This window comes from Sphingomonas sp. 179-A 2A2 NHS (assembly GCF_045371305.1).
Taxonomy (GTDB): Bacteria; Pseudomonadota; Alphaproteobacteria; order Sphingomonadales; family Sphingomonadaceae; genus Sphingomonas.
Genome location: NZ_JBIQDE010000002.1, coordinates 270,466 through 291,172, shown reverse-complemented (window position 1 = coordinate 291,172; position 20,707 = coordinate 270,466). Strand labels below are relative to the sequence as shown.

The 20,707-nt window shown below is 66.4% G+C and carries 20 protein-coding genes; 9 read left to right on the top strand and 11 right to left on the bottom strand.

Translation table 11 applies throughout. The features are described 5' to 3' along the window. Positions 1-235 precede the first annotated feature (235 nt). Both ACH0AE_RS04590 and ACH0AE_RS04585 read left to right on the top strand, forming a co-directional pair. Positions 236-1,615 carry a sigma-54 dependent transcriptional regulator gene (locus ACH0AE_RS04590; RefSeq protein WP_294444343.1) on the top strand — a complete coding sequence of 460 codons (1,380 nt, stop codon included), beginning with the start codon at positions 236-238 and terminating at the stop codon, positions 1,613-1,615. Beyond that, positions 1,605-2,918, top strand: a complete 1,314-nt coding sequence (locus tag ACH0AE_RS04585; RefSeq protein WP_294444342.1) for a PAS domain-containing sensor histidine kinase — start codon at positions 1,605-1,607, stop codon at positions 2,916-2,918. The genes ACH0AE_RS04590 and ACH0AE_RS04585 overlap by 11 nt, the downstream gene beginning before the upstream one ends. Here the strand turns inward: ACH0AE_RS04585 and ACH0AE_RS04580 are convergent. After that, on the bottom strand, positions 2,886-3,293 hold the full coding sequence (locus ACH0AE_RS04580; RefSeq protein ID WP_294444341.1) for a response regulator: 408 nt from the start codon (positions 3,291-3,293) through the stop codon (positions 2,886-2,888). The two genes, ACH0AE_RS04585 and ACH0AE_RS04580, sit on opposite strands and share 33 nt — an antisense overlap. Before the next feature lie 36 nt (positions 3,294-3,329). Here ACH0AE_RS04580 and ACH0AE_RS04575 point away from each other — a divergent pair, with 36 nt between their 5' ends. The 4 genes from ACH0AE_RS04575 to ACH0AE_RS04560 are packed head-to-tail and all read left to right on the top strand — an operon-like array spanning position 3,330 to position 5,888. Next, entirely contained in the window at positions 3,330-3,605 is a 276-nt protein-coding gene (locus ACH0AE_RS04575) for a DUF3572 domain-containing protein (protein WP_294444340.1), read from the top strand. Next, entirely contained in the window at positions 3,602-4,231 is a 630-nt protein-coding gene (locus tag ACH0AE_RS04570) for an HAD family hydrolase (protein WP_294444339.1), read from the top strand. The genes ACH0AE_RS04575 and ACH0AE_RS04570 overlap by 4 nt, the downstream gene beginning before the upstream one ends. A 32-nt stretch (positions 4,232-4,263) precedes the next feature. Next, the gene (locus ACH0AE_RS04565; RefSeq protein WP_294444338.1) at positions 4,264-4,725 is read left to right on the top strand and encodes a RidA family protein; all 462 of its coding nucleotides are present in this window, start codon (positions 4,264-4,266) and stop codon (positions 4,723-4,725) included. A gap of 32 nt (positions 4,726-4,757) precedes the next feature. Next, positions 4,758-5,888, top strand: a complete 1,131-nt coding sequence (locus ACH0AE_RS04560; protein ID WP_294444337.1) for a GNAT family N-acetyltransferase — start codon at positions 4,758-4,760, stop codon at positions 5,886-5,888. 24 nt (positions 5,889-5,912) lie between these two features. Here the strand turns inward: ACH0AE_RS04560 and ACH0AE_RS04555 are convergent, their stop codons facing one another. From ACH0AE_RS04555 to ACH0AE_RS04520, 8 genes are all read right to left on the bottom strand, one after another. Then, positions 5,913-6,692, bottom strand: coding sequence for a DUF2490 domain-containing protein (locus ACH0AE_RS04555; protein ID WP_294444336.1), 780 nt, complete (start codon positions 6,690-6,692; stop codon positions 5,913-5,915). A gap of 92 nt (positions 6,693-6,784) precedes the next feature. Continuing rightward, a complete protein-coding gene (locus ACH0AE_RS04550; RefSeq protein ID WP_294444335.1) occupies positions 6,785-8,455 on the bottom strand; it encodes a hypothetical protein in 1,671 nt (556 codons plus the stop codon). A 9-nt stretch (positions 8,456-8,464) separates the two neighbouring features. Beyond that, positions 8,465-10,306 (bottom strand): hypothetical protein, encoded by a 1,842-nt coding sequence (locus ACH0AE_RS04545; protein ID WP_294444334.1) that lies wholly within the window; start codon positions 10,304-10,306, stop codon positions 8,465-8,467. A 58-nt stretch (positions 10,307-10,364) separates the two neighbouring features. After that, entirely contained in the window at positions 10,365-11,879 is a 1,515-nt protein-coding gene (locus ACH0AE_RS04540) for an NAD(P)/FAD-dependent oxidoreductase (protein ID WP_294444333.1), read from the bottom strand. Between the two features lie 92 nt (positions 11,880-11,971). Continuing rightward, positions 11,972-13,492 (bottom strand): murein L,D-transpeptidase, encoded by a 1,521-nt coding sequence (locus tag ACH0AE_RS04535; protein WP_294444332.1) that lies wholly within the window; start codon positions 13,490-13,492, stop codon positions 11,972-11,974. Between the two features lie 57 nt (positions 13,493-13,549). Beyond that, positions 13,550-13,813, bottom strand: coding sequence for a hypothetical protein (locus tag ACH0AE_RS04530; RefSeq protein ID WP_406875487.1), 264 nt, complete (start codon positions 13,811-13,813; stop codon positions 13,550-13,552). Positions 13,814-13,942: 129 nt separating this feature from the next. Continuing rightward, positions 13,943-15,166 carry an argininosuccinate synthase gene (locus ACH0AE_RS04525; RefSeq protein ID WP_294444733.1) on the bottom strand — a complete coding sequence of 408 codons (1,224 nt, stop codon included), beginning with the start codon at positions 15,164-15,166 and terminating at the stop codon, positions 13,943-13,945. Positions 15,167-15,211: 45 nt separating this feature from the next. After that, positions 15,212-16,492: an MFS transporter gene (locus tag ACH0AE_RS04520; RefSeq protein ID WP_294444748.1), complete on the bottom strand. Its 1,281-nt coding sequence runs from the start codon at positions 16,490-16,492 to the stop codon at positions 15,212-15,214. 205 nt (positions 16,493-16,697) lie between these two features. On the opposite strand from ACH0AE_RS04520, the gene ACH0AE_RS04515 reads away from it, so the two are divergent. Continuing rightward, positions 16,698-17,309 (top strand): class I SAM-dependent methyltransferase, encoded by a 612-nt coding sequence (locus ACH0AE_RS04515; protein ID WP_294444734.1) that lies wholly within the window; start codon positions 16,698-16,700, stop codon positions 17,307-17,309. A 24-nt stretch (positions 17,310-17,333) separates the two neighbouring features. On the opposite strand, the gene ACH0AE_RS04510 is transcribed toward ACH0AE_RS04515, so the two are convergent. Beyond that, positions 17,334-17,804: an OsmC family protein gene (locus ACH0AE_RS04510; protein WP_294444735.1), complete on the bottom strand. Its 471-nt coding sequence runs from the start codon at positions 17,802-17,804 to the stop codon at positions 17,334-17,336. Then, positions 17,801-18,967 (bottom strand): phosphatidylserine/phosphatidylglycerophosphate/cardiolipin synthase family protein, encoded by a 1,167-nt coding sequence (locus ACH0AE_RS04505; protein WP_294444736.1) that lies wholly within the window; start codon positions 18,965-18,967, stop codon positions 17,801-17,803. Before ACH0AE_RS04505 ends, ACH0AE_RS04510 begins: the two co-directional genes overlap by 4 nt. A gap of 123 nt (positions 18,968-19,090) precedes the next feature. Between ACH0AE_RS04505 and rpoZ the strand changes: the two genes are divergently transcribed. Next, positions 19,091-19,435 carry a DNA-directed RNA polymerase subunit omega gene (gene rpoZ / locus ACH0AE_RS04500; RefSeq protein ID WP_294444737.1) on the top strand — a complete coding sequence of 115 codons (345 nt, stop codon included), beginning with the start codon at positions 19,091-19,093 and terminating at the stop codon, positions 19,433-19,435. Positions 19,436-19,713: 278 nt separating this feature from the next. Continuing rightward, positions 19,714-20,706, top strand: a complete 993-nt coding sequence (locus tag ACH0AE_RS04495) for a ferritin-like domain-containing protein (RefSeq protein WP_294444738.1) — start codon at positions 19,714-19,716, stop codon at positions 20,704-20,706. The last annotated feature ends 1 nt before the right edge of the window (position 20,707 follow it).

Genomic DNA, 20,707 nt, shown 5'->3' with positions numbered 1-20,707 from the left:
GGGTTCGCTCAAGACACTCGCCGCCACAGCGATCGCACCGGCAGCGATCAGGATACGGTTACAGGCTTGCCTCATCATGAGACACAGCATTGCATCGTGCGTGCCAATTGGCGCGTGGAGAGATGCTCTTTGACAAATCTCCCGGGGTTTCCTCCGCGCCGGCGAGGTGTATGATCAATGTGGCACAGTTGTTGATTGTCCGCGGATGGACACTTGCTGTACGGGATCGAACGGGATGGGGCCTGAATTCAACCGATGCGTCATCGTCGATGACGACGACGATATCCTTTTGGCCGCCCGCTTGCTGCTGCGGCCGTTATTCCAGGAGATCATCACGGCCGGCACGCCGGACGAGGCCCTTCCGGAAATCCGCAGCATCGTGCCTGACGTAGTGCTGCTCGACGCCAACTTCGCTCGCGGCGCGACCGATGCGCGCGAAGGGCTTGCCTGGCTCGATCAACTGGTCGCGATCGATCCCGAGATCGTGGTGGTCATGATCACCGCCCATGCCGGCGTCCACGTCGCGGTGGAGGCGATGAAGCGCGGCGCGACGGACTTCGTGCCAAAGCCGTGGTCGAACGAACGGCTGCTCGCCACCGTCCGCACCGCAGCGGCGCTGCGCCGATCGCGGGTCGCGGCCGGCGCCTCGCGCGGGCAGGATACCGAGCGTAGCGGCGCAAAGTCCTCGCTGCTCGGCCGGTCGCCCGCCATGGCACGCGTCCATTCGCTGATCGAGCGCGCCGGGCCCACCGACGCCAACGTCCTGGTGCTGGGCGATAATGGCACCGGCAAGGAGCTGGTCGCGCGGGAGCTTCATGCGCGATCGCTGCGCGCGGGGCGCGTCCTCCAGACCGTCGATCTTGGCGCAGTATCGGCCGAGCTGATCGACAGCGAGCTGTTCGGCCACGTGAAGGGCGCCTTCACCGACGCTCGAACCGACCGGGTCGGCCGTATCCAGGAGGCGGATGGCGGCACGCTGTTCCTCGATGAAATCGGCAACCTGCCGCTGCACTTGCAGCCCAAGTTGCTCACCGTGCTGGAACAGCGGCAAGTGACGCCTGTCGGCGCGAACAAGCCGATCAAGGTCGACATCCGCGTAATCGCCGCGACCAATATGACGCGGGACCGGCTGACGGACGAACGCGTGTTCCGGCAGGATTTGCTCTACCGCCTCAATACCGTCGAGATCACCCTGCCGCCGCTTGCCGAGCGGCCCGAGGATATCGGCGACCTCGCGGAGCATTTCCTCACCGTCTACGCCGAACGATACAACCGTCCGCGGCCGACGCTGAGCGACAGCGCGCGCGCCGCGCTGACGCGCTACGACTGGCCAGGCAATGTGCGCGCGCTGCGCCACGCCGTCGAACGCGCGGTGATCCTCTCCACCGGTCCGGTGCTGGAGATCGAGGATTTCGGGCTCGAGGCGGCCGCGCCGCGCAATGCCGCCGCCGCGCCCCACCGTGCCGCGACGGACGATCTCAACCTCGACCGCGTCGAGCGCCGGCTGGTCGAGGAGGCGCTGCGCAAGCACGGCTACAATATCACCCTCGCTGCCTCCGAACTGGGCCTGTCACGCGCCGCTTTGTACCGGCGCATGGAAAAACATGGGCTTTGACGGGCGCTTCACGCTCGGCCTGATCTTCCGCGTCGCGCTGCTGGTGCTGGCGCTGATGATGGTGGTGTGGGCCTTCCGTACGCCCTCCTTCGTGATGGTCCGTCTGGTGGCGGTCGGCGTCGCCATCGTCGCGGCGATGACCCTGTGGTATCACGTCGAGCGAACCAACATCGCGCTCGCCCGCTTCCTCGAGGCGCTGCGGATCGGCGACTTCGCGGCACATTTCCCCGAACGGGGCGGCGCCGGCTTTCGTGCGCTCGGAGCGGCGCTGAACGATACGATCCGGCGGCTGCGCGAGCAGCGCGGGCAGACCGACTCCGAGCTGCGGTACTTCGAGGCGCTGATCGACGACATGCCGGTCGCACTGCTGACGATCGACGGTGGCCGGGTCGAGCTTGGCAACAAGGCCGCCCGCCGCCTGTTCGCGCGTCATAGCGGCGTGCGGCCGGAGGATTACGCCGTCTATGGCGCGACCTTCGCCGCGCGCCTCGCCGATCCGCGCGAAAGCGAGGAGATGCTGATCCTGAACCTCGACGGCCGTGCCAAGCGCACGCTCGTCCGTCACGCCTCGCTCAACCGGCTCGGTCGGCAGACCAGCGCGGTCGTCGTCCAGCCGGTGCAGGAGACGCTCGACGCGGTCGAGATGGCGGCGCAGACCGATATCGTGCGCGTCCTGACGCACGAGATCCTGAATTCGCTGACGCCCGTGATGTCGCTGGCGCAGACCACCGCCGGCCTGCTCGGGTCCGTCGACACTGCCGATCCGCGCATTGCCGACGCGCGCGAGGCGGCCGGCGCGCTCGCCCGGCGCACGGAGGGGCTGCGGCACTTCATCGACAGCTACCGCGCCGTCGCGCGCGAGCCGCGCGTGGTGCGCCACCGCTTCTCGGCACGCGAATTCGCCGACGAGCATGAACGGCTGTTCCGCGCCGAATGGCCGCATGTGGCGCTGGATGTGGAATGCGCCGACACAACGATTGACGGCGACCGCGCGCTCCTGTCGCAATTGCTGCTCAACCTGATGCGCAACGCGGCACAGGCAGCGAGCTCCCATGGTGACCAGCCGGAGGTAAAGCTCTCGATCACCCGCACTGCCGATGGCGTCGCCATCACCGTCGAGGACAATGGCCCTGGCGTGCCGGACGCGCTGCGGCAGGAGGTGTTCCTGCCCTTCTTCACCACGCGTGCTCAGGGCACGGGCGTCGGCCTCAATCTCGCCCGGCAGATCGCCGTCGCTCATGGCGGCACGCTGGATATTGGTGACAGTGCCTTAGGGGGCGCTGCCTTCCGCCTGCTGCTCTAGGCTCGGCGTTGGTCCGGTGAGCGCGCGCACTGCCTCCATGAAGCGGACCAGGCTGATCGGCTTGGAAACATAGGCCTCAGCCCCCGCCGCGCGGATTCGCTCCTCGTCCTCGCGCCCGGCATAAGCGGTGACTGCCATTACCGGGATCTCGCGCAGCCGTTCGTCAGCCTTCAGCTCCAGGATCAGCTCATAGCCGGTCACATGCGGCATCTGGATGTCCATGATGATCACATCCGGGGCGAATTCGCGCGCACGTTCGACCGCTTCTCGACCATCGCGGACCGGTTCGACCACATAGTCGTGCGCCCGCAACAGATCGCAAAACAGCTTCAGGTTCAGTTCGTTGTCCTCGACAACGAGCACCTTCTTTGCCACGCGCGTTTGTCCCCCGTTCGCGGATGACGATAGGCAATGAGACAGAGCGATTCAAACGGAGAACCTGCCGATGCGCTCGCGCTGCGTGCGCTGGTGTGGACGTTGCAGGAGCCCGATCGCGCTTCCCGCCTGATCTCGCTCACCGGCCTTGATCCCGATGATCTGCGCGCGCGGCTTACCAAGCCAGCCGTACTCGCCGCCTGCCTTCAGTTCCTGGAGGCATACGAACCCGATCTGATCGCCTGCGCCGCAGCGATCGACAGCCGGCCCGAGGCCCTGGTCCGCGCCCGCCAAACACTGGAAACCGCATGAAGCGTCCGCTGCTGATCTCCGATTGTGACGAGGTGCTGCTGCACATGGTGCGGCATTTCGGCGAATGGCTGGGCGATGCGCATGACATCGATTTCACGCCATCGAGCTGGGAATTGGCGAAGAACATGCGCCGTCGCGGCACCGGCGCCCCCGTCGAGCGCGAGGAGATGATGGGCTTCCTCGGCGGCTTCTTCCCGCACCAGATGGGGCGGCAGACGCTGGTGCCCCATGCCCGAGAAGCGCTGGCCGCGATTGCCGAGGTGGCGGACATCGTGATCCTCACCAACCTGCAGGACGATTGCCGCGTGCATCGCATCGAGCAGCTCTCCGCTTTCGGCATCGAGCATCGGGTCGAATGTAACCAGGGGCCCAAGGGCGGTCCGGTGGCCGCGCTGGTGGCGGAGCACGGCAATCCCGTCACCGTGTTCATCGACGATCTGCCGCATCACCACGAATCGGTCGCCGAACTCGCGCCTCATGTCCACCGCCTGCACATGGTGGCCGAGCCTGCGCTCGCGCCGGGCGTGCCCCCCGCCCCGGCGGCGCATGCGCGGATCGATGATTGGACTCAGGCGCTGCCCTGGATCACGCAGCGCTTCGCTGATGGGCGCCCCGCAGAGGATTGACGCTTCGAAGGCGCTGTGTTGAACCCGAGGTCATGACGAACCGTACCGATCGCGCGCTCGAAGAGCTTGGCCTGACGCTGCCGCAGGCCGCCGCTCCCGTTGCCACCTACGTCCCCACGGTCGAGGCCGGCGGGTTGCTCCATGTGTCGGGCCAGCTGCCGTTCCGCGATGGCAAGGTGGTGACCGGCCGGCTGGGTGACGATCTCGATGTCGCAGCGGGCAAGGATGCCGCCCAGCTCTGTGCGCTGATGGTGGTGGCGCAGGTGAAGGCCGCGCTCGGCGACCTCTCGCGGGTTGCGCGGATCCTGAAGCTCGGCGTGTTCGTCAATTCCGCGCCCGGTTTCGGTGATCAGCCGGAAGTGGCGAACGGTGCGTCTGACCTGATGGTCGCGCTGTTCGGCGATGCCGGCAAGCATGCCCGCGCCGCAGTCGGCGTCGCCGCGCTGCCGCGCAATGCGGCGGTCGAGATCGACGCCATCATCGCCGTGGCTTGAGCGCGAGCGATCGCACCCTAGATTAGGCGGGCATGACCGCCGTCACCGCCCGCCTCGCCGACGGCGTCGCCAGCATCCCCGCCGACCAGTGGGATGCCTGCGCCGGCAGCGACAACCCCTTCGTCAGCCACGCCTTCCTCAGCGCGCTTGAGCGATCGGGCAGCGTCGGCGGGCGAAGTGGGTGGCAGCCGATTCCTGTCATCGTCGACGGAGCGGATAGCGCCCCCGTGGCAGTCGCGCCGGCCTATGCGAAGTCACACAGCCAGGGCGAATATGTCTTCGACCACGCCTGGGCAGACGCCTGGGAGCGCGCGGGCGGAAACTATTACCCGAAGCTTCAGGTTGCCGCACCCTTCACCCCGGTGCCGGGTCCGCGCCTGCTGCTGCGCGATCCCACCGCGGCACCTGCGCTGATCGCCGCGCTAGAGGCCGTCACAGACCAGCACAACCTCTCCTCCGCACATGCAACCTTCGTCGAGCGTGATCAGGTGGCAGCGTTCGAGGCGGCGGGCTGGCTGATCCGGGAAGGCACCCAGTTCCACTGGCAGAACCAGCGCTTTGGCAGCTTCGACGATTTCCTCGACACGCTTGCGAGCCGGAAGCGCAAGGCGATCCGCAAGGAACGCGCCGCAGCCGTCGAGGGCCTCACCATCCGCCATCTCACCGGCCGTGAGATCGGCTCACGTGAGTGGGACGCCTTCTGGACCTTTTACCAGGACACCGGCGCGCGGAAGTGGGGGCGCCCCTACCTCACCCGCAGCTTCTTTCCGCTGCTGGGCGAGCAAATGGGCGAGCGGGTTCTCCTGATCCTCGCGGAGCGGGACGGCGTGCCGATTGCCGGCGCGCTCAACCTCATCGGCGGCCATGCCCTCTACGGGCGCTACTGGGGCTGCACGGAGGACGTACCGTTCCTCCATTTCGAGCTCTGCTATTACCAGGCGATCGATGCCGCGATCGCGCGGGGGCTCTCCACCGTCGAGGCGGGCGCGCAGGGCGAACACAAGCTTGCGCGCGGCTATGCGCCGATCTCCACCTGGTCGGCGCACTACATCCCCAACCCGGGGTTTCGTCGCGCGGTGGCCGACTATCTGGTGCGCGAACGTGCCGCGGTAGAGGCGGACCAGGAGTTTCTCGGCCGCATGACGCCCTTCAAACGCGGCTAGGGCGCCATATCCCGAGCGGCCGCCCTATTTGATCACCACGCTTTCATAGCCTGATGGCGGCCCCGCCTCCGGCCCGAGCGTGCGCACCGCGACTGGTGGCCGGATCTTCGGAGACAGCCGGAAAGACACACCGACCACCGCGGCGTGATTCATGTTCGCCCGGCCATTCACCGCACGCTGGCGCTGATTGAGATATCCAAGCTCGAGCGCCGCCGCCTCCGCGACCGGCAACTGCACGCCAGCATAGGTCCATAGATCGTCATAGCCCTTGCGGGCGCCCCAATCGGCATCGGTCAGGTTCCAGTAGAGCTCCATCGAAAGGACGCCGACCGGCCCGCCGCTTTCCTTGCGCGTCAGCGGCGTCGCGACCAGCACCTGCTGCGCGACGCGCAGGTTCCAGTCTTTCCCAGTGGAGCGATTGCGCTGTTCCAGCCGGGTCTGCGCGCGAAGTCCGATACGGCTGACCGCGCCCAGCCGGTACGATGCCTGCTGGAAGAAGCGGTTCTCGTGCAGGTCCTTCGGCAAGCGCGCGCCATCAATCAGTGCGTAGAGATAGCCGCCCGACAGGATCAGCGATTCGTTCTTACGCCACGAGATCACCGGCGGAATAAAAGTGATCGGGGCGGTGGCGGCATTGCGGGTGGTGAAGCGCGGCTGGATCTCGCTGGTCAGGAACCAATCGTCGCTGATCGGGGCGATCACCTGCACGCTGCCCCAGATCTGCCCGCCATGGTTGGTCTCTGCCGCCGCGGGAATCGCGAGACAAGCGATCCCCGCCGCGCCCGCGGCCACCCAACGATTCATGCAGCGCCCCCCGAGTCTTCTTATGAGGAAGCAAACACGTCACCCGGCAATCGGATGCGCGGCATGCCGCATTTTTGCGCGGCGCTGTCGATTCAGGACTTCGGCGGCGGCGGCAGTTCCTGCTGGCGCGCGCGCATCCGCCGCTCGCGCAACTCGAGGAACCACTTGGGGTACAGCTCCTCATCGGTGATCTGCGGCGCCGGGCGATCGTGGTTCACCTTGAACAGCGCACTCGCGCCGGTCGGCGAGCGCCAGATCCGGTCAAGGTCACTGGCGTAGCGCGAATTGAACGGCGGCGTGCGGATCAACCAGACATAGTCGAACGCCTCGCGCGGGAAGCGGGCCATCGAGAAGTCGATCGGCTTCCACCATTCGCGCGGGCACCAGCCCGGCGTCACGATTTCCGATGGATCATGCGCGAACATGCCGGCCTGACGGTAGCGCGCGGTCAACAGCTGTGCGCCGGCCATCGACCATTGATCGTTGGCATAGGCAAGCTTTCGCTCCAGCGCGATTGCCGGCAAATGTTCCAGCCGGCTCATCTTCCATTCGTTGTGGCAGTTGGTGCCAACGAAGGTGACGAGGCGCGCGCCGACCGGCACCTTGTCCAGCGCGGCCAGTTCGGTGTCGTAATCCCGGTCGAACATCCAGTAACTGACCGTCGTGCCGGCGGTACGCGCGAGGAAGAAGGCAAGACCAAGCGTCGCAAGGATCGAGGCATGCCGCGCCGTCATCGCCGGCCGCGGCCGGATCGCGATCAGCGCAATGGCGATGACGAACGGGGCAAGCCGCATGTCCGCATAAGCAGATCCAAATACGATCCGCGGCAGCAGCACGAAGACGGCGAGCAGGAACAGCGCCGACAGCGCGAGGTTGCGGGAATACTCGATTGCCGGATCGCGCAGCCCCTTGAACAGGATCAGCAGGCAGATCGCAGTGGAGGCGATGTCCCACAGCTCCCACCGGTCGCGCAGGACCATCATCACCCAGGCGACCTTGGCCTGCCAGTTGAACCAGTCCGCCGTCTGGCCAGTCACATGGTCGCCAGTGCGCCAGAAGATCATCAGCACCATCGGCAGCGCGAGCGGCACGCAGCCAAGCCCGGCGCGCACCCAGCTCTCCAGCCAATGGCCCGATCCCGCGTCTTTGCGGGCATCGTGCTGGCGGATCATCTCGGCCGAGAAGGCGAGCACGCCAAGCACGCCCCAGCCGAAGGTGTGGCACAGCCACAGAAGGCACGAGGCGGGGATGAAGATCGCGGTGCGCAGGCCGAACCGCTTGAGCCGTGCGAGCCGCAGCCAGAGCGCGAAGAGGCACAACGCCAGCGCCATCGACAGCGCGAAGTTCACGAAGCCGAACTGGAAGGGGTAGCTATAGGCCAGCGGCAGCGCAAAGAGTGCCGTCGGCGGGATTCGGCCGTGCACCTCGCGCGCGATCCACAGCAGCCCGGCGGTGGTCAGCGCCGGGATCGAGATCACGATCAGCTTCACGCCCAATTCCAGGCCGAACAGCTTGGCGAACGGCACGACCAGTAAGTCGATGCCGAGGTTGCCGATCAGCGACCATTGGAAATCATACCATTCGGCCAGCCACGGTGCATCGGCGCTGGGCGTCAGCTGCACGCGATAACGGCCCATGTGGCCGGGCAGGTCGACGAGCGGCGGTATCTCGGGCCACAGCAGTGGCACGATCGAGATAAGCGTCGCGATCAAGACGAACGCGCGCGTCTGCCACCAGCGAAGGGGGGCCCCCGTTTGCTCCATCAACCCGCCTTACGGTTCGGGTGTCGGCGAGGGCAAGGGGCGAATGACCCGCCAGGCCAGTGCCGGAGTGCCGGTGGCGATCGGCTGCAGCCACTCGAACCGCTCCCCGCGCTCCAGCCGGGCCCACAGGCCGTTCGGAAATCGGTCCCGATAAAGATCGGTTTCATTCAGCCCGGGGCAACCCGCCACATAGCTGGCGCCACTTGCGAGGATGATGCGCCGTGCGCGTTCCGGATCGGCAGAAAAGCCCTCCAGCACCGCTGCCAGCGCCTGCGGCGCGCGATGGTAGCCGCCGGCGACGCCGCGATGATGGGTGGTCGCCAGGATGTCCGGCGTGATGTCGATCGGGGCAAAGACGATGCCCGCTGGTAGCCGGCCGATCACGCGCACGTCGCCCACCCGGTCGCATGACGGGCGATGCGGCGCCGATGCGGCGTCGCTCGCGCTGTCCTGCCGCCCGGCCGCCATGAGGCCGATCGCCGCGACCTGCCCGGGCGACGCGACCAGCAACGCGCCGGCCGTCGCAGCCAACCGCGGCGCAAGTCGCGAGATCCCTCGCGCCCGAACGAGCAGCGCCAGCAACAGTGACGCGGCGCCCGGAATGGCGAGAGCATTGGCGGTCGCGCCCGCGCGGTTCACCATCAACGCGATGGCGAACGAAACAGTCGCAACCGCCAGCAACAGCGCCCAGCGCACGCGCCGCTCTCCCGTCGCCCCCCGCCACGCGCGCCAGCCGCCATAAAGGCCGACCAGCGGCAGCCCCACGCTCATCGCAGCCCAGGACGCATCCTGCTCCCACAGCGGACGGCCTTCCAGAACATTGACGTACCACAGGTCGTAGACGATCGGCGGCAGTGTCGCGAACGGCCCAGCAATGCACGCGGGCGACAGCACCACCAGCGTCGCCGCAGTGGCCGCTCCGGCCCCACCCAGCATCGCGGCCCGCCCCATCGGTCCGGTCCGCGTCCCCGCCATGGAGGCAATGGTGATGCCCAGCGCCGCAACGCCGAGCATCGCCAGCCATGCCGGCGCAATCGCGTCGCAGGCCGGTGCAAGGACCGCTGGTCCGCGCGTGGCAAGATGCAGCGCCAACGCGCCGACGAACAGGCTCCAGCCCAGCCCCAGCAGAAACGGCCGCCGCTCCGGCTGCCATGCCCAGGCAAGCGCCGCGACACCGGCGATACAGGCGGCAATCGGCATGCCCTCCAGCGATATCGTCAGCAGGGCCGCAAGCGCGAAACCCGCCAAGGCCCCGCCGCGAAACGTGGACCGCCCGAGCAACGCGGCAACGGCTGCAAGCGCCAACAAGATCTGCCAGCCATGATGATCGACGCGCATCGGCCGCAATTGGTAAACCAGCGACACGGATAGCGGCGCCAGCAGCACGGCGTAGCGCGCCACCTCTACCCCCGCGACTCGCCGCGTGATCTGCGCCACCAGTGCCATGGCGGCCAGCAGCGAAAGCAGCGGCACCACAACCAGCGCGATCCGCGTCGCCGCGGGCTCGCCGAGCGGGCTGGCGAGCATCAGCACCGCTGCGATCGGTAGATCGACGAGCCGCGACCAATGCATCGGGAAGGCACCGCCATTGAGCCGATGCTGCGCAACATCCCACCAGCTCTGCCCGGCCAGCCAGTCACGCACCTGAACCAAACGCATCGGATCGTCCGGATCGGCGAAGCGCAACGTCGCGATATTGTCCGCCATCGCCAGCGAAAGGACGATCGCGGCCAGCAACCAGGCGACAAGCACCGGGACCAGGATTGAGCCGGTCTCGATTTCGTCGCCCGGCTCCGCCGTGGCTATGCCAAAAGAGGTGAAGGCTCGTTCTTGAACCGGCTCTCCGGCCACACGTCCCTCGCCACCGCTCGGGACGAAAGGGCCGGTCAGTTGCCCCGCTTCCACAGGATCACGCCGCCTTCAGGCGTTCCGGCACGACACGCACGCTGGCGAGCGCCGCGCGCTCACCCTCGTTGCCGCTCTCGTGATACTCGGCGTCCTCGTTCACCGCCCAGATATCGTACACCCGCGCCCCAGCCTCGATGTTCCGCACCGTCAGCATCGCGGTCATCATCGCGTGATCCTGATTGTTGTAGCGGTGCATGCCGTTGCGGCCGACGCAGTGGAGCGTCGGATAGCGCGTCTCGATCTCCTGTCGGAGCATCTCGACGTTCGCGGCATAATCCTCGTCATAAACGGGATAAGCCTTCTCCTGCCGTACGACCGTACCGCCGACCACCTGCTCGGCTGCGCAGAGGCCAAGCTGCGCCATCTCCCTTTTCGCCAGCGCGACGAGCTCGTCGTCACTCGCGGACCACAAACCGTCGCCCTCGAAGCAGAAATATTCGAGGCCGACACAGGCGAGATCGGGATCGGGCACCATCTCGGGTGACCAGGAACGGAAGTTCTGCACCCGCCCCACCTTCACCTTGGAATCGTGAATGTAGATCCAATTGTCCGGGAACAGGTCAGGCGAGCGGATCATCAGTGCGACGGTCAGGAAGTCACGATACTTGAGGTTCGCGGCCTCCGGCAGCGCAGCCGGCAGCGGATGCAGCCGGCTCGCGAGTTCGCGCATCGGCGCCGAGGAAATGACGTGCGCCGCCTTGATCGCGACCTGCCCGCCATCGCCATCAACCGCGGTCATCGTCCACTGCTGCGTAACGTCATTGAACGCCAGCTGCTTAAGCTTGTGGTCCATCAGCACATGGTTGCCGTGCGCCACCACATGATCGCGCGCCGCTTCCCACATCATGCCCGGCCCGAGCCGCGGATAACGAAAGCTTTCCAGCAGCGTCTTGACGGCCATCCCGTCGTTCGGCCGCTTGTTGAGGCCAAGGCTGCGCTTCAGCCCGTCGGTAACGGCACCCCACAGCGACAGCCCCTTGATCCGCTGCGCCGCCCAGTCCGCGCTCATCTCGTCGCACGGCATGCCCCACACCTTCTCGGTGTAGGTCTTGAAGAAGATCGAATACAGCTTCCAGCCGAACGCGTTGACGGTCCAGTCCTCGAAGCTCTGCACCCTCTTGTTGGGCATCAGCTTGGCCTTGGCGAAGCTCGCCATGCACGACGCTGACCGCCAGACGCCAAGGTTCCACAGCGCCTCGAACGCACGCAGCGGATAGCTGTAGAATTTCCCCTCGTAATAGATGCGGCTCATCCGCGGCCGCTCGATGAAATCGTCCGGCAGGATCTCGTTCCAGAGATCGACGACTTCCTTCGATCGCGAGAAGAAGCGGTGCCCGCCGATGTCGAAGCGGAAGCCCTCATGCTCGACGGTGCGGCTGATCCCGCCGACGTAGCGCGGGTCCTTCTCGATCACGGTGACCGAATAGCCGGCCTTGCCCAGCAGATAGGCCGCCGTCAGCCCCGCCGGTCCCGCGCCGATGATCGCCACGTCCACCGTGCCGACAGGATTCGCCATGTGATGCCCGCCCCAAAGCACTACCCCATGGCAATGCAGCATCGGCAATGACGAAGGATGGTTGAGGCGTGGTTAACGCCCTGCCTTCCCCCTTAGCGACTGGCGAGGTGCTGCAGCGCAGGTTCGTCGCGATTGTAGACGTCCGCGACATATTTCACGCCGCCCTCGCTGGGGCTGGCGGTAAAGTACATGAGGTACACCGGCACGGGTTCCGGCACGGGCACGTGCTGCTCCGGCTTGGAGCTGTCCGGCTTCAGCGGGCTGCCGAACAGCCAGCGACCGAGCCGCGGCGCATCTTCCAGCCGCACGCAGCCATTCGAGAAGTGCCGATCGGGTTTGGCGAACAGGTTCTTCTGCGGCGTATCGTGAAGGTAGATGCCCAGATCGTTGGGGAACATGAACTTGACGGAGCCCATCGAATTGCCCCGGCCGGGCAGCTCGCGCACGCGCGGCTCGACCGTGCCGTCCGCCACGCCCTGCCAATCAATCGAGTTGGACGGGATCACCTGCGCATCATGCGTCCAGTCCGAAAGCGCTTCATAGCCCTGACGCTCCAGCGAGGTGCCCGCCAGTACCTTGGGCGCGATTCGCTTCCGCACCAGATCCACCGGCACGTTCCAATAAGGGTTGAGCGTCGCGTAGCGGACCATGCCGGCCATCATCGGCGTCTGCGTCTCAGGCGTGCCGGTGACGACGCGCATCGTCCCCTGCTCTGCGCCGGCGCCGTAATACCAGAGCCGCGCGGCGGCCGCGTCGACCACGATGTGCCGCGTATATGCATCGGGCAGCAGCCGCGCACGTTCGAGGTTGAGCCGAAGCAGCGCGGTTCGATCAGGCCCGCTCTCCAGCGCGTTCAGCGCCGCCAGCGTCTTCGCGCCGACGATACCGTCTGCCGGCATGCCGCGCGACGCCTGGAAGCTTCGCACGCGAGCGGCAAGCGCGGGATCATAGCTGTCGCCATCGGGCAGCCCCAATCGCTGACGAAGCAGCATGACACGCTCACCCGTCGCACCAGGCTTGAGCAGTGGTCCGCCGGGCACCAGAACCCCCGGATCACCGCCGCCGCCCTCACTCGCCGCCAAAGCCTCGCGAAGCTGCACATAGAGCGGGTTCATCCAACCCAGATTGCGGACATAATCCGGCATCGACTTGGCCAGCCCAGCGCGGCGCAGCACGTCATCCGGCTTCACTTTCGTCGGCGCGAGCGATTCCTCGAGGTAGCGAATCTCGACGTTCGGCTGGCGCATGTCCCGCACAAGATCGGCAAGCGTGCTGCTCAGCGCGATCTCGAGATAGGCAAGTGCGCGCAGATTGCCGTCCTGCGCCTCGTCGATCAGCCGCCGCAGGCGATCGGGCGAGTAGCGGCTTGGCCGCAGCCCATCGACTTCGATCATGTCGATCACGTCGACCAGCGCCACCGCCTGTGGGCCCGGCGCATTGTCGACGATCCACAGCGGCCAATAACCGCGTGAACGGTAAAAATCCTTGAGGCGCCCACCCACCTGACTGCGGATTGCCTGGGCAACCGCATTGTCGGGCTGGCTGGCTGCCGCCTCGGGAGCAACGGTCTGGGCGACGGCGACGCCCGGAAGCGCCACCGCCGCGATCAACATCAGTGATGCCAGCCGGCCGACGCGCCGGGCCGGCGCGCTGGGGCCGACCGGCAAGTCTTAGCCTCGCTCGCCGCGCGGGGTGGGCGGCGGGGGCGGCGGCGGCGGGGTCGGGCACGGCGGTGCCTGGAACGCCACATAGATGCCGTCTGCGGTGTAATAGCCGTCGACGATCCCGTCGCCGTCGCGATCCGCGGCAACGGTGCCGACGAGCGCGCCCGGGCCGGCGGGCGGTGCAGGCGCAACCACGTCTTCGCGTGTATTGGCGCAGGCGGTGAGCACGGACGCGCCGAGCAGCACCGCGGCGAATGTAGCACCCTTCATCACAATCTCCCTTCAACTCGGGGTGCGAGCACCCCAGGCGATTGATGAACGCCACATCCGCCGGACTCGTTCCCGGTCAGAAACGACCACGTGACCGGGGCGCGGCGCTTCGCCGCGCCCGAGCCGAGATCAGCGGCCGTCGCGGCGACCCAGCAGGCGGAGGCGAAGCGCGTTGAGCTTGATGAAGCCTTCCGCGTCGCGCTGGTCATAAGCGCCCTGATCGTCCTCGAACGTCACTACCTTCTCGCTGTAGAGCGAGTTGGGCGAATTGCGGCCGACGACGCCGACATTGCCCTTGTACAACTTCAGCCGAACCGTGCCGGAAACCTTCTCCTGGCTGTAGTCGACTGCCGCCTGCAGCATCTCGCGCTCCGGCGAGAACCAGAAGCCGTTGTAGACCAGCTCGGCGTATTTGATCGCCAGTTCGTCCTTCAGGTGCGCTGCGCCGCGATCGAGCGTCAGCTGCTCGATGCCGCGATGCGCCAGGTGATAGATCGTGCCGCCCGGCGTCTCGTACATGCCGCGGCTCTTCATGCCGACGAAGCGGTTCTCGACCAGGTCGAGCCGGCCGATGCCGTGCTTGCGGCCAAGGTCGTTCAGCTTGGCCAGCAGCGTCGCAGGCGAACATGCCTCGCCATTCAGCGCCACGCCGTCGCCGCGCTCGAAATCGACGGTGATATATTCCGGTGCGTCGGGCGCGTCCTCCGGGTTCACGGTGCGGGAATAGACGTAATCCGGCACTTCCTCCCACGGATCCTCCAGCACCTTGCCCTCGGACGAGGTGTGCAGAAGGTTCGCGTCGGTCGAGAACGGCGATTCGCCGCGCTTGTCCTTCGTCACCATGATCTGGTTCTGCTCGGCGAACTCGATCAGGCGGGTGCGGCTGGTGAGATCCCACTCACGCCACGGTGCGATCACCTTGATATCGGGCGCCAGCGCGTAATAGCCGAGTTCGAAGCGGACCTGATCGTTACCCTTACCGGTCGCTCCATGGCTGACGGCATCGGCGCCGACCTGACGCGCGATCTCGATCTGCCGCTTGGCGATCAGCGGACGCGCGATCGACGTGCCGAGCAGGTACAGTCCCTCATACGTCGCATTCGCGCGCATCATCGGGAAGACGTAATCCCTGACGAACTCCTCGCGCAGATCGTCGATGAAGATGTGCTCCGGCTTCACGCCCGCCAGCTGGGCCTTGCGACGTGCCGGCTCCAGCTCCTCGCCCTGGCCGAGATCGGCGGTGAACGTCACGACTTCGCAGTTATACGTCTGCTGCAGCCACTTCAGGATGACGCTGGTGTCGAGGCCGCCCGAGTAAGCAAGGACGACGCGCTTGATGGAGGAGTCAGTCATGGCGCGCGCGTCTACGGCTGCTGGGGCGGGACCGCAACGAAGGATTCAGATCACCGGATCGTCGAACGCCGCCACCTCCTGCGGATCGGGCTCGCGCAGGGCTACCCAGCAATAGGCGAACAGCGCGATACAGCCGATGCCGGCGACGAAATACGGCAGCGAATGCCAGACCTCGTAAAGGCCAACGCCGATCGACGGCCCAAGCACGAAGCTCGCCCCGTTGACGCTCGTCACCTTGCCGGCGACCGATCCCTGCTGCCCCGGGCCCACGGCCAGGCTCGATCCCGCCGTGAACCCCGGTCGCGTGAAGCCGAAGCCGAGGCTGGCGAGCGCATAAGCCGTGGCAATGCCGTAGAGAGAGTCGGCGAAACCCGTGAGGGTCGTACCCGCGGCCGCCAGCACGAGGCCGACGAGCACCAGGGCGCGCGGCGCGAGGTTAAGCGTCGGGATGATCCCCCATTGCGCCAGCAGCGCCGTGCCCGCGCCCATCATCAGCACGATGCCGGTAGGCTCGAGCGCCAGTGCCGGCGGCAGGTTCAACCGGTCGATCACAAGGAAGCCGATCGCCTGGCCGGTCATCGCTTGGGCATGGCCCATGACGAGGCCGGCGATCATCCAGGCGCGGATTCGGCGATCGAAGTAACTTACCTTCGCGCCGCCCTTCGGCTCGGTCGCGCTGCGTACGCTGGCGCCGGTCCCCTGCCCGCCGATCGAGGGATAGCCTGTGGTGCCGCCGTGCACGTTCGCCAGATCGCGATCATCGGGCAGCATGGCGCGCACCGTCAGGAACATCGCCACACCAAAGATGGTGAAGACGAACGCCGGCCCGGCAAGCCCGATCTCGACGGGCCCGAAATGGCCGAGCAAGAGATACGGCGCGATCGCCGGGCCCAGGATGGTGCCGAGGCCGAAGGCGCTGGCGATCAGCGTCAACGCGCGCGTGCGCTCCTCCCGCGTCGTCTCACCAGCGACCATCGCCTGGACGGCCGGCGGCGCGGCCGAACCGAAGGTGCCGTAGATGATCCGCCCCATGATGAAGAGCAGGAAGGCGGTCGTCCCGCCGATCCACCCGTTGATCCCCGCGGCAAGAAAAACGCCGCAGGTCGCAAGGCTGACGCAGAAGCCGCCCATGCCAAGGAGGATCATCACGCGGCGGCCGTGGCGGTCCGAACGATTGGCCCAGAATGGGGCAGCGATGACCCACAGAAGCGCGGAAACGGAGAAGGCCGCCGCCACCGCGCTGTCGGCCACGCCAAGCGATCGCCCGAGCGCCGGCAGCACCGATTGCAGCGCGGTATTTCCCGCCGCGATCGTCAGCATCACCATGAACAAAAGGGCAAAGCGTCGGTCCAACGGTTTACCGTTTCGCTTGCCCCGGCCGCGTGCGTGCGCGCCCCTCCCCTGCCCCGCAACGTTATTCATGCGGCTCGATTAGGGCCTTGGGGCGGCGGCGCAACCCCGCTATGGCAACCGACGTGCGTGTGCCGCGTTCGGCACGTTTGACGATCCGTTCGGGAGATATCTTTCCTCCATGCCAAGCTCCACCAGTGCGGTGCGCCGCGAGAGATCCCGTACCGGCGTACCGGGCCCCTGGCAGATGTTCTTCTCCGGGTTCCTGAAGCATCCCGTGATGGTGGGGTCGATCATCCCCTCCTCGGGCAAGCTCATCGACAAGATGCTGGCCCCGGTAGATTGGGCGAACTGCAAGCTGTTCGTGGAATATGGCCCCGGCGTCGGCACCTTCTGCCGCCCGATCCTGGAGCGGATGGCGCCCGACGCGACCTTGATCGCTATCGACACCAACGCCGATTTCATCCGCTATCTCGATCACACGATCGTCGATTCGCGCTTCGTCGCGGTCGAAGGCTCGGCGGCGGACGTCGAGGCGATCGTCGCCGAACACGGGCATGAGGCGGCGGACTTCGTCCTTTCCGGCCTGCCCTTTTCCACCCTGCCGGCGGGAGTCGGCCCGGCAATCGCAGAGGCAACGCAGCGCGTGCTCCGGCCCGGCGGCGCGTTCCTGGTCTATCAGTTCAGCCCCAAGGTGCGCGACTTCATCGCGCCGCATTTCACCCGCATCGATCACGACATGGAATGGTGGAACGTGCCGCCAGCGCAGCTCTACTGGGCCTGGAAGAACTGAACGCACACCGCCCGAACCGAGCGGTCACACCTCCAGGTACGTCGCCTCGTACCGCACCGGGAAGGCGACCGAGCGGGCAACGAAGCACACCTTGCCGATCTCATGGTGGATCGCGTCGGCCCGGGCGTGGTCGCTTCCCTGACGTAGCGTGATCCGCGGCCGAAGCGTCGCCGCGACGAAACGACCCGCACCATCCGGCGTGCTTTCGCCATGGCCGAGCGGCGCGTCCTGATAATCCTCCACCACAAGGCCCGCTTCGCTCGCGAGGTGGAGGTACCACAGCATGTGGCAGGCGGAGAGCGAGGCGATCAGCAGGTCCTCGGGATTGTGGAGCGCCGGATCGCCGCCGAGCCGCGGATCGTTCGAACAATCCACCCGCGGCTTGCCCGGCGTGGTGATCGACCAGGTCCGGTCGTAGCCGCGATAGCTCGCCGTCCCTGCGCCGCGATTGCCGGTCCATTCGATCCGGCTGGCGAAATCGTGCTTCTGGTTCATTCGTCGATCCCGAAGTTGAGGCTTCGCGACACCAACGGATCCGCGACGCCGACGATCAGATAGGCGACGAACTGCTTGATCCGCTGCAACGGGCCGGTCGCCGCCAGATAGCCTTCCTGCGTGATCTCCTCCGAACGCGCGATCTCTCCGTCGATATATTCGCGGACGTGATCGGCGAAGGCCTTGTCCTCGATCCGCAGCATCAGCTCCAAATTGATGAACAGGCTGCGCATATCGAAGTTGGCGCTGCCGATATGAACCACGTCGCCCGCCGCATAGAGCTTGGTGTGTAGCTTGGTCGGCAGATACTCGAAGATGCGTGCGCCTTTTTTCAGGAGGCCGCGGTAGGTGAAGCGCGCCGCAGCGATCGTCGCATTGTTGTCCGAATGGCGCGCCGTCACCACTCGGACCGCGCGGCCCAGCCGCCCGGCGCGATCCAGCCGGCGAAGCATCGTCGGGCTCGGCGTGAAATAGGCAGCGATAATGTCGATCCGGTCGGCGCGGCGCATGTCGTTTCGCACTGCCCGCGCCCACGGGGACAGCCGGCGCGTCGGCCCGCCGATCAGCCACCGCACCGCGCCCTCGCGCTCGCTCCACTGCGCCAATGCACGATTGAGGTGACGCAGCTTGCCGTTGGATGAGCGGATCCAGTCTTCCAGGGCATCGAAATAGCCGGCCATCCGCGCCGCCGCGGGCCCTTCGACGAGCAGGCCCAGGTCGCGCCACGCCTTCTCGTCGACCGTGCCGAAATAATCGTCCTCGATGTTGAACCCACCGATGATGATCCGGCTGTCGCCCGTCTCGCCATCGGCCAGTGCCAGCTTCTGGTGATTGCGCAGCAGGTATCGCCGGCCAAGCCGCGGCATGAAGCGGCACACGCTGACGCCCGCCGGCTCGAGCGGATCGAAGAACCGGCGATCCGCCGCCTCGTCGCTGCCGAAGCCGTCGACGATCAGCGCCACCTTCACGCCGCGCTGCGCCGCCGCGATCAGCGCGTCGCGCACCTGCCGCCCGGCATGATCGTCGGCATAGATATAGTAGAGCATGCGCAGCGACTGTTGCGCGCCGTTGATCAGGTCAGTCAGGGCGGCAAGACGATCCGGTCCCTCGGTCAGCAACGTCAGCTGGCTGCCGGCAACCTCGAAGGCAGGTGGATGCTTCATCGTTCCGCCCCTGATGGCCGCCCGCTCCCCCCGGGGCAAGCACGCGCTTTCCTTGACTTGTGCCGCGCCGCCCCCTAGATCGCCCGCCTTCTACCCAGCGGTATTTTTGCGAAGGAAGCGTCCATGGCGCGCGTCACCGTCGAGGATTGCGTCGACAAGATCCCCAACCGGTTCGATCTGGTCCTGCTCGCTGCGCAGCGTGCACGTCAGGTGTCGGGCGGTGCGGAGCTGACCATCGATCGCGATCGCGATAAAAACCCGGTCGTCGCGCTGCGCGAAATCGCGGAGCAGACGGTCAAGCCGACGGATCTCAAGGAAGCCGTCGTGCAGAGCCTGCAGCGCGTGCAGATCGACGACGAGGAAGAGGCCGATGCGGTCGGCTCGCTGGCGGCTTCGGCCGAGGCACTTCGCCTCACCGCCGCTGCCCCGCCGCGCAACCAGAACCTCGGCGCCGACTACGACGGCTAAACCGGCGCGGCGATCAGTCGCTGCCCCATCCGAACAAAAAAGGCCGCAGCGGACGCTGCGGCTTTTTTTGTGCCCCTTGCCCCGCGAACCGGCCTCGCGTTCTCAGAGAACAGCTTCTCAAATCCGGCGCCTTTCAGCCCGAAGGCACTGACAACAATCAATATGTTCTAGGTTGTCTTACTTATCGCCGCGCCATTCGATTCCGATAACCCTCCCCGCTCCGAAGCACTCCGCATGAAAAGCGCGGCGACGATCATCGATCGGGAAGGAGAGACAGCATGGCTGAAAGCGAGCAATTGACCCTGGCGCTCGAAGCAGAGCCAGGCCGAGGTGGCGGACGGCGGGACTTCTTCCGAATGGCGCTGGCCGGGGCGGCGCTTGGTGTCGGCGCCGTCGGCCTGGCCGGGCGTGCGGCGGCGCAAACCGCACCAAGCGACATCGATCTTCTCAACTTCGCACTCAACCTCGAATATCTTGAGGCGCAATTCTACAGCTTCGCCACGATCGGCACGGGCATCCCGCCGGATCGTCTGACGGGGACGCAAACGCAGGGCCAGGCGGTCGGCGCGCGGCAAGCCAATCTGCAGGACCCGGCCGTCATCCAATATGCCCGCGAGATCGCCTCTGACGAGCTCGCGCATGTCACCACGCTGCGTCGCGTGCTCGGCTCATCCGCCGTTGCGCAGCCGGCGATTGACCTGTCGCCCACGATATTCACCGCAGCGGCCGTCGCGGCCGGAATCGATCTATCCGCCTCGGGCGGCGTGTTCGATCCCTATGCCAGCGACGACAATTTCCTCCTCGCCGCGTACATTTTCGAGGACGTCGGCGTCACCGCGTACAAGGGCGCGGCACCACTGCTGACCAATGTCGACAATATCGACGGCGCGGCCGGAATCCTCGCTGCCGAGGGCTTCCACGCCGGGATCATCCGCGGCGCGCTTTATCGGCGCGGCGTCGAGGTCCCGGTCCTCCGTACGAATACCGACAAGATCTCCGCGCTGCGCAATCTGGTCGACGGATCGTTCAACTCGGCGGGGCCGCCGCAGATCGTCGCCGATGACGATTCGGGCGTCTCGCCGGTGGAGACCCAGTTCGGCCTCACGGCCAATTTTGTGCCGACCGACGCGAACGGCATCGTCTTCAGCCGGAACACCGAGCAGGTCCACAACATCGCCTATCTGACGCGCAATGCCGTGACGTCAGGCGGCTTCTTCCCGAACGGCACCAACAATCCGAACCCGGCGCTTCGCCGCTCGGGCGCAAATTGAG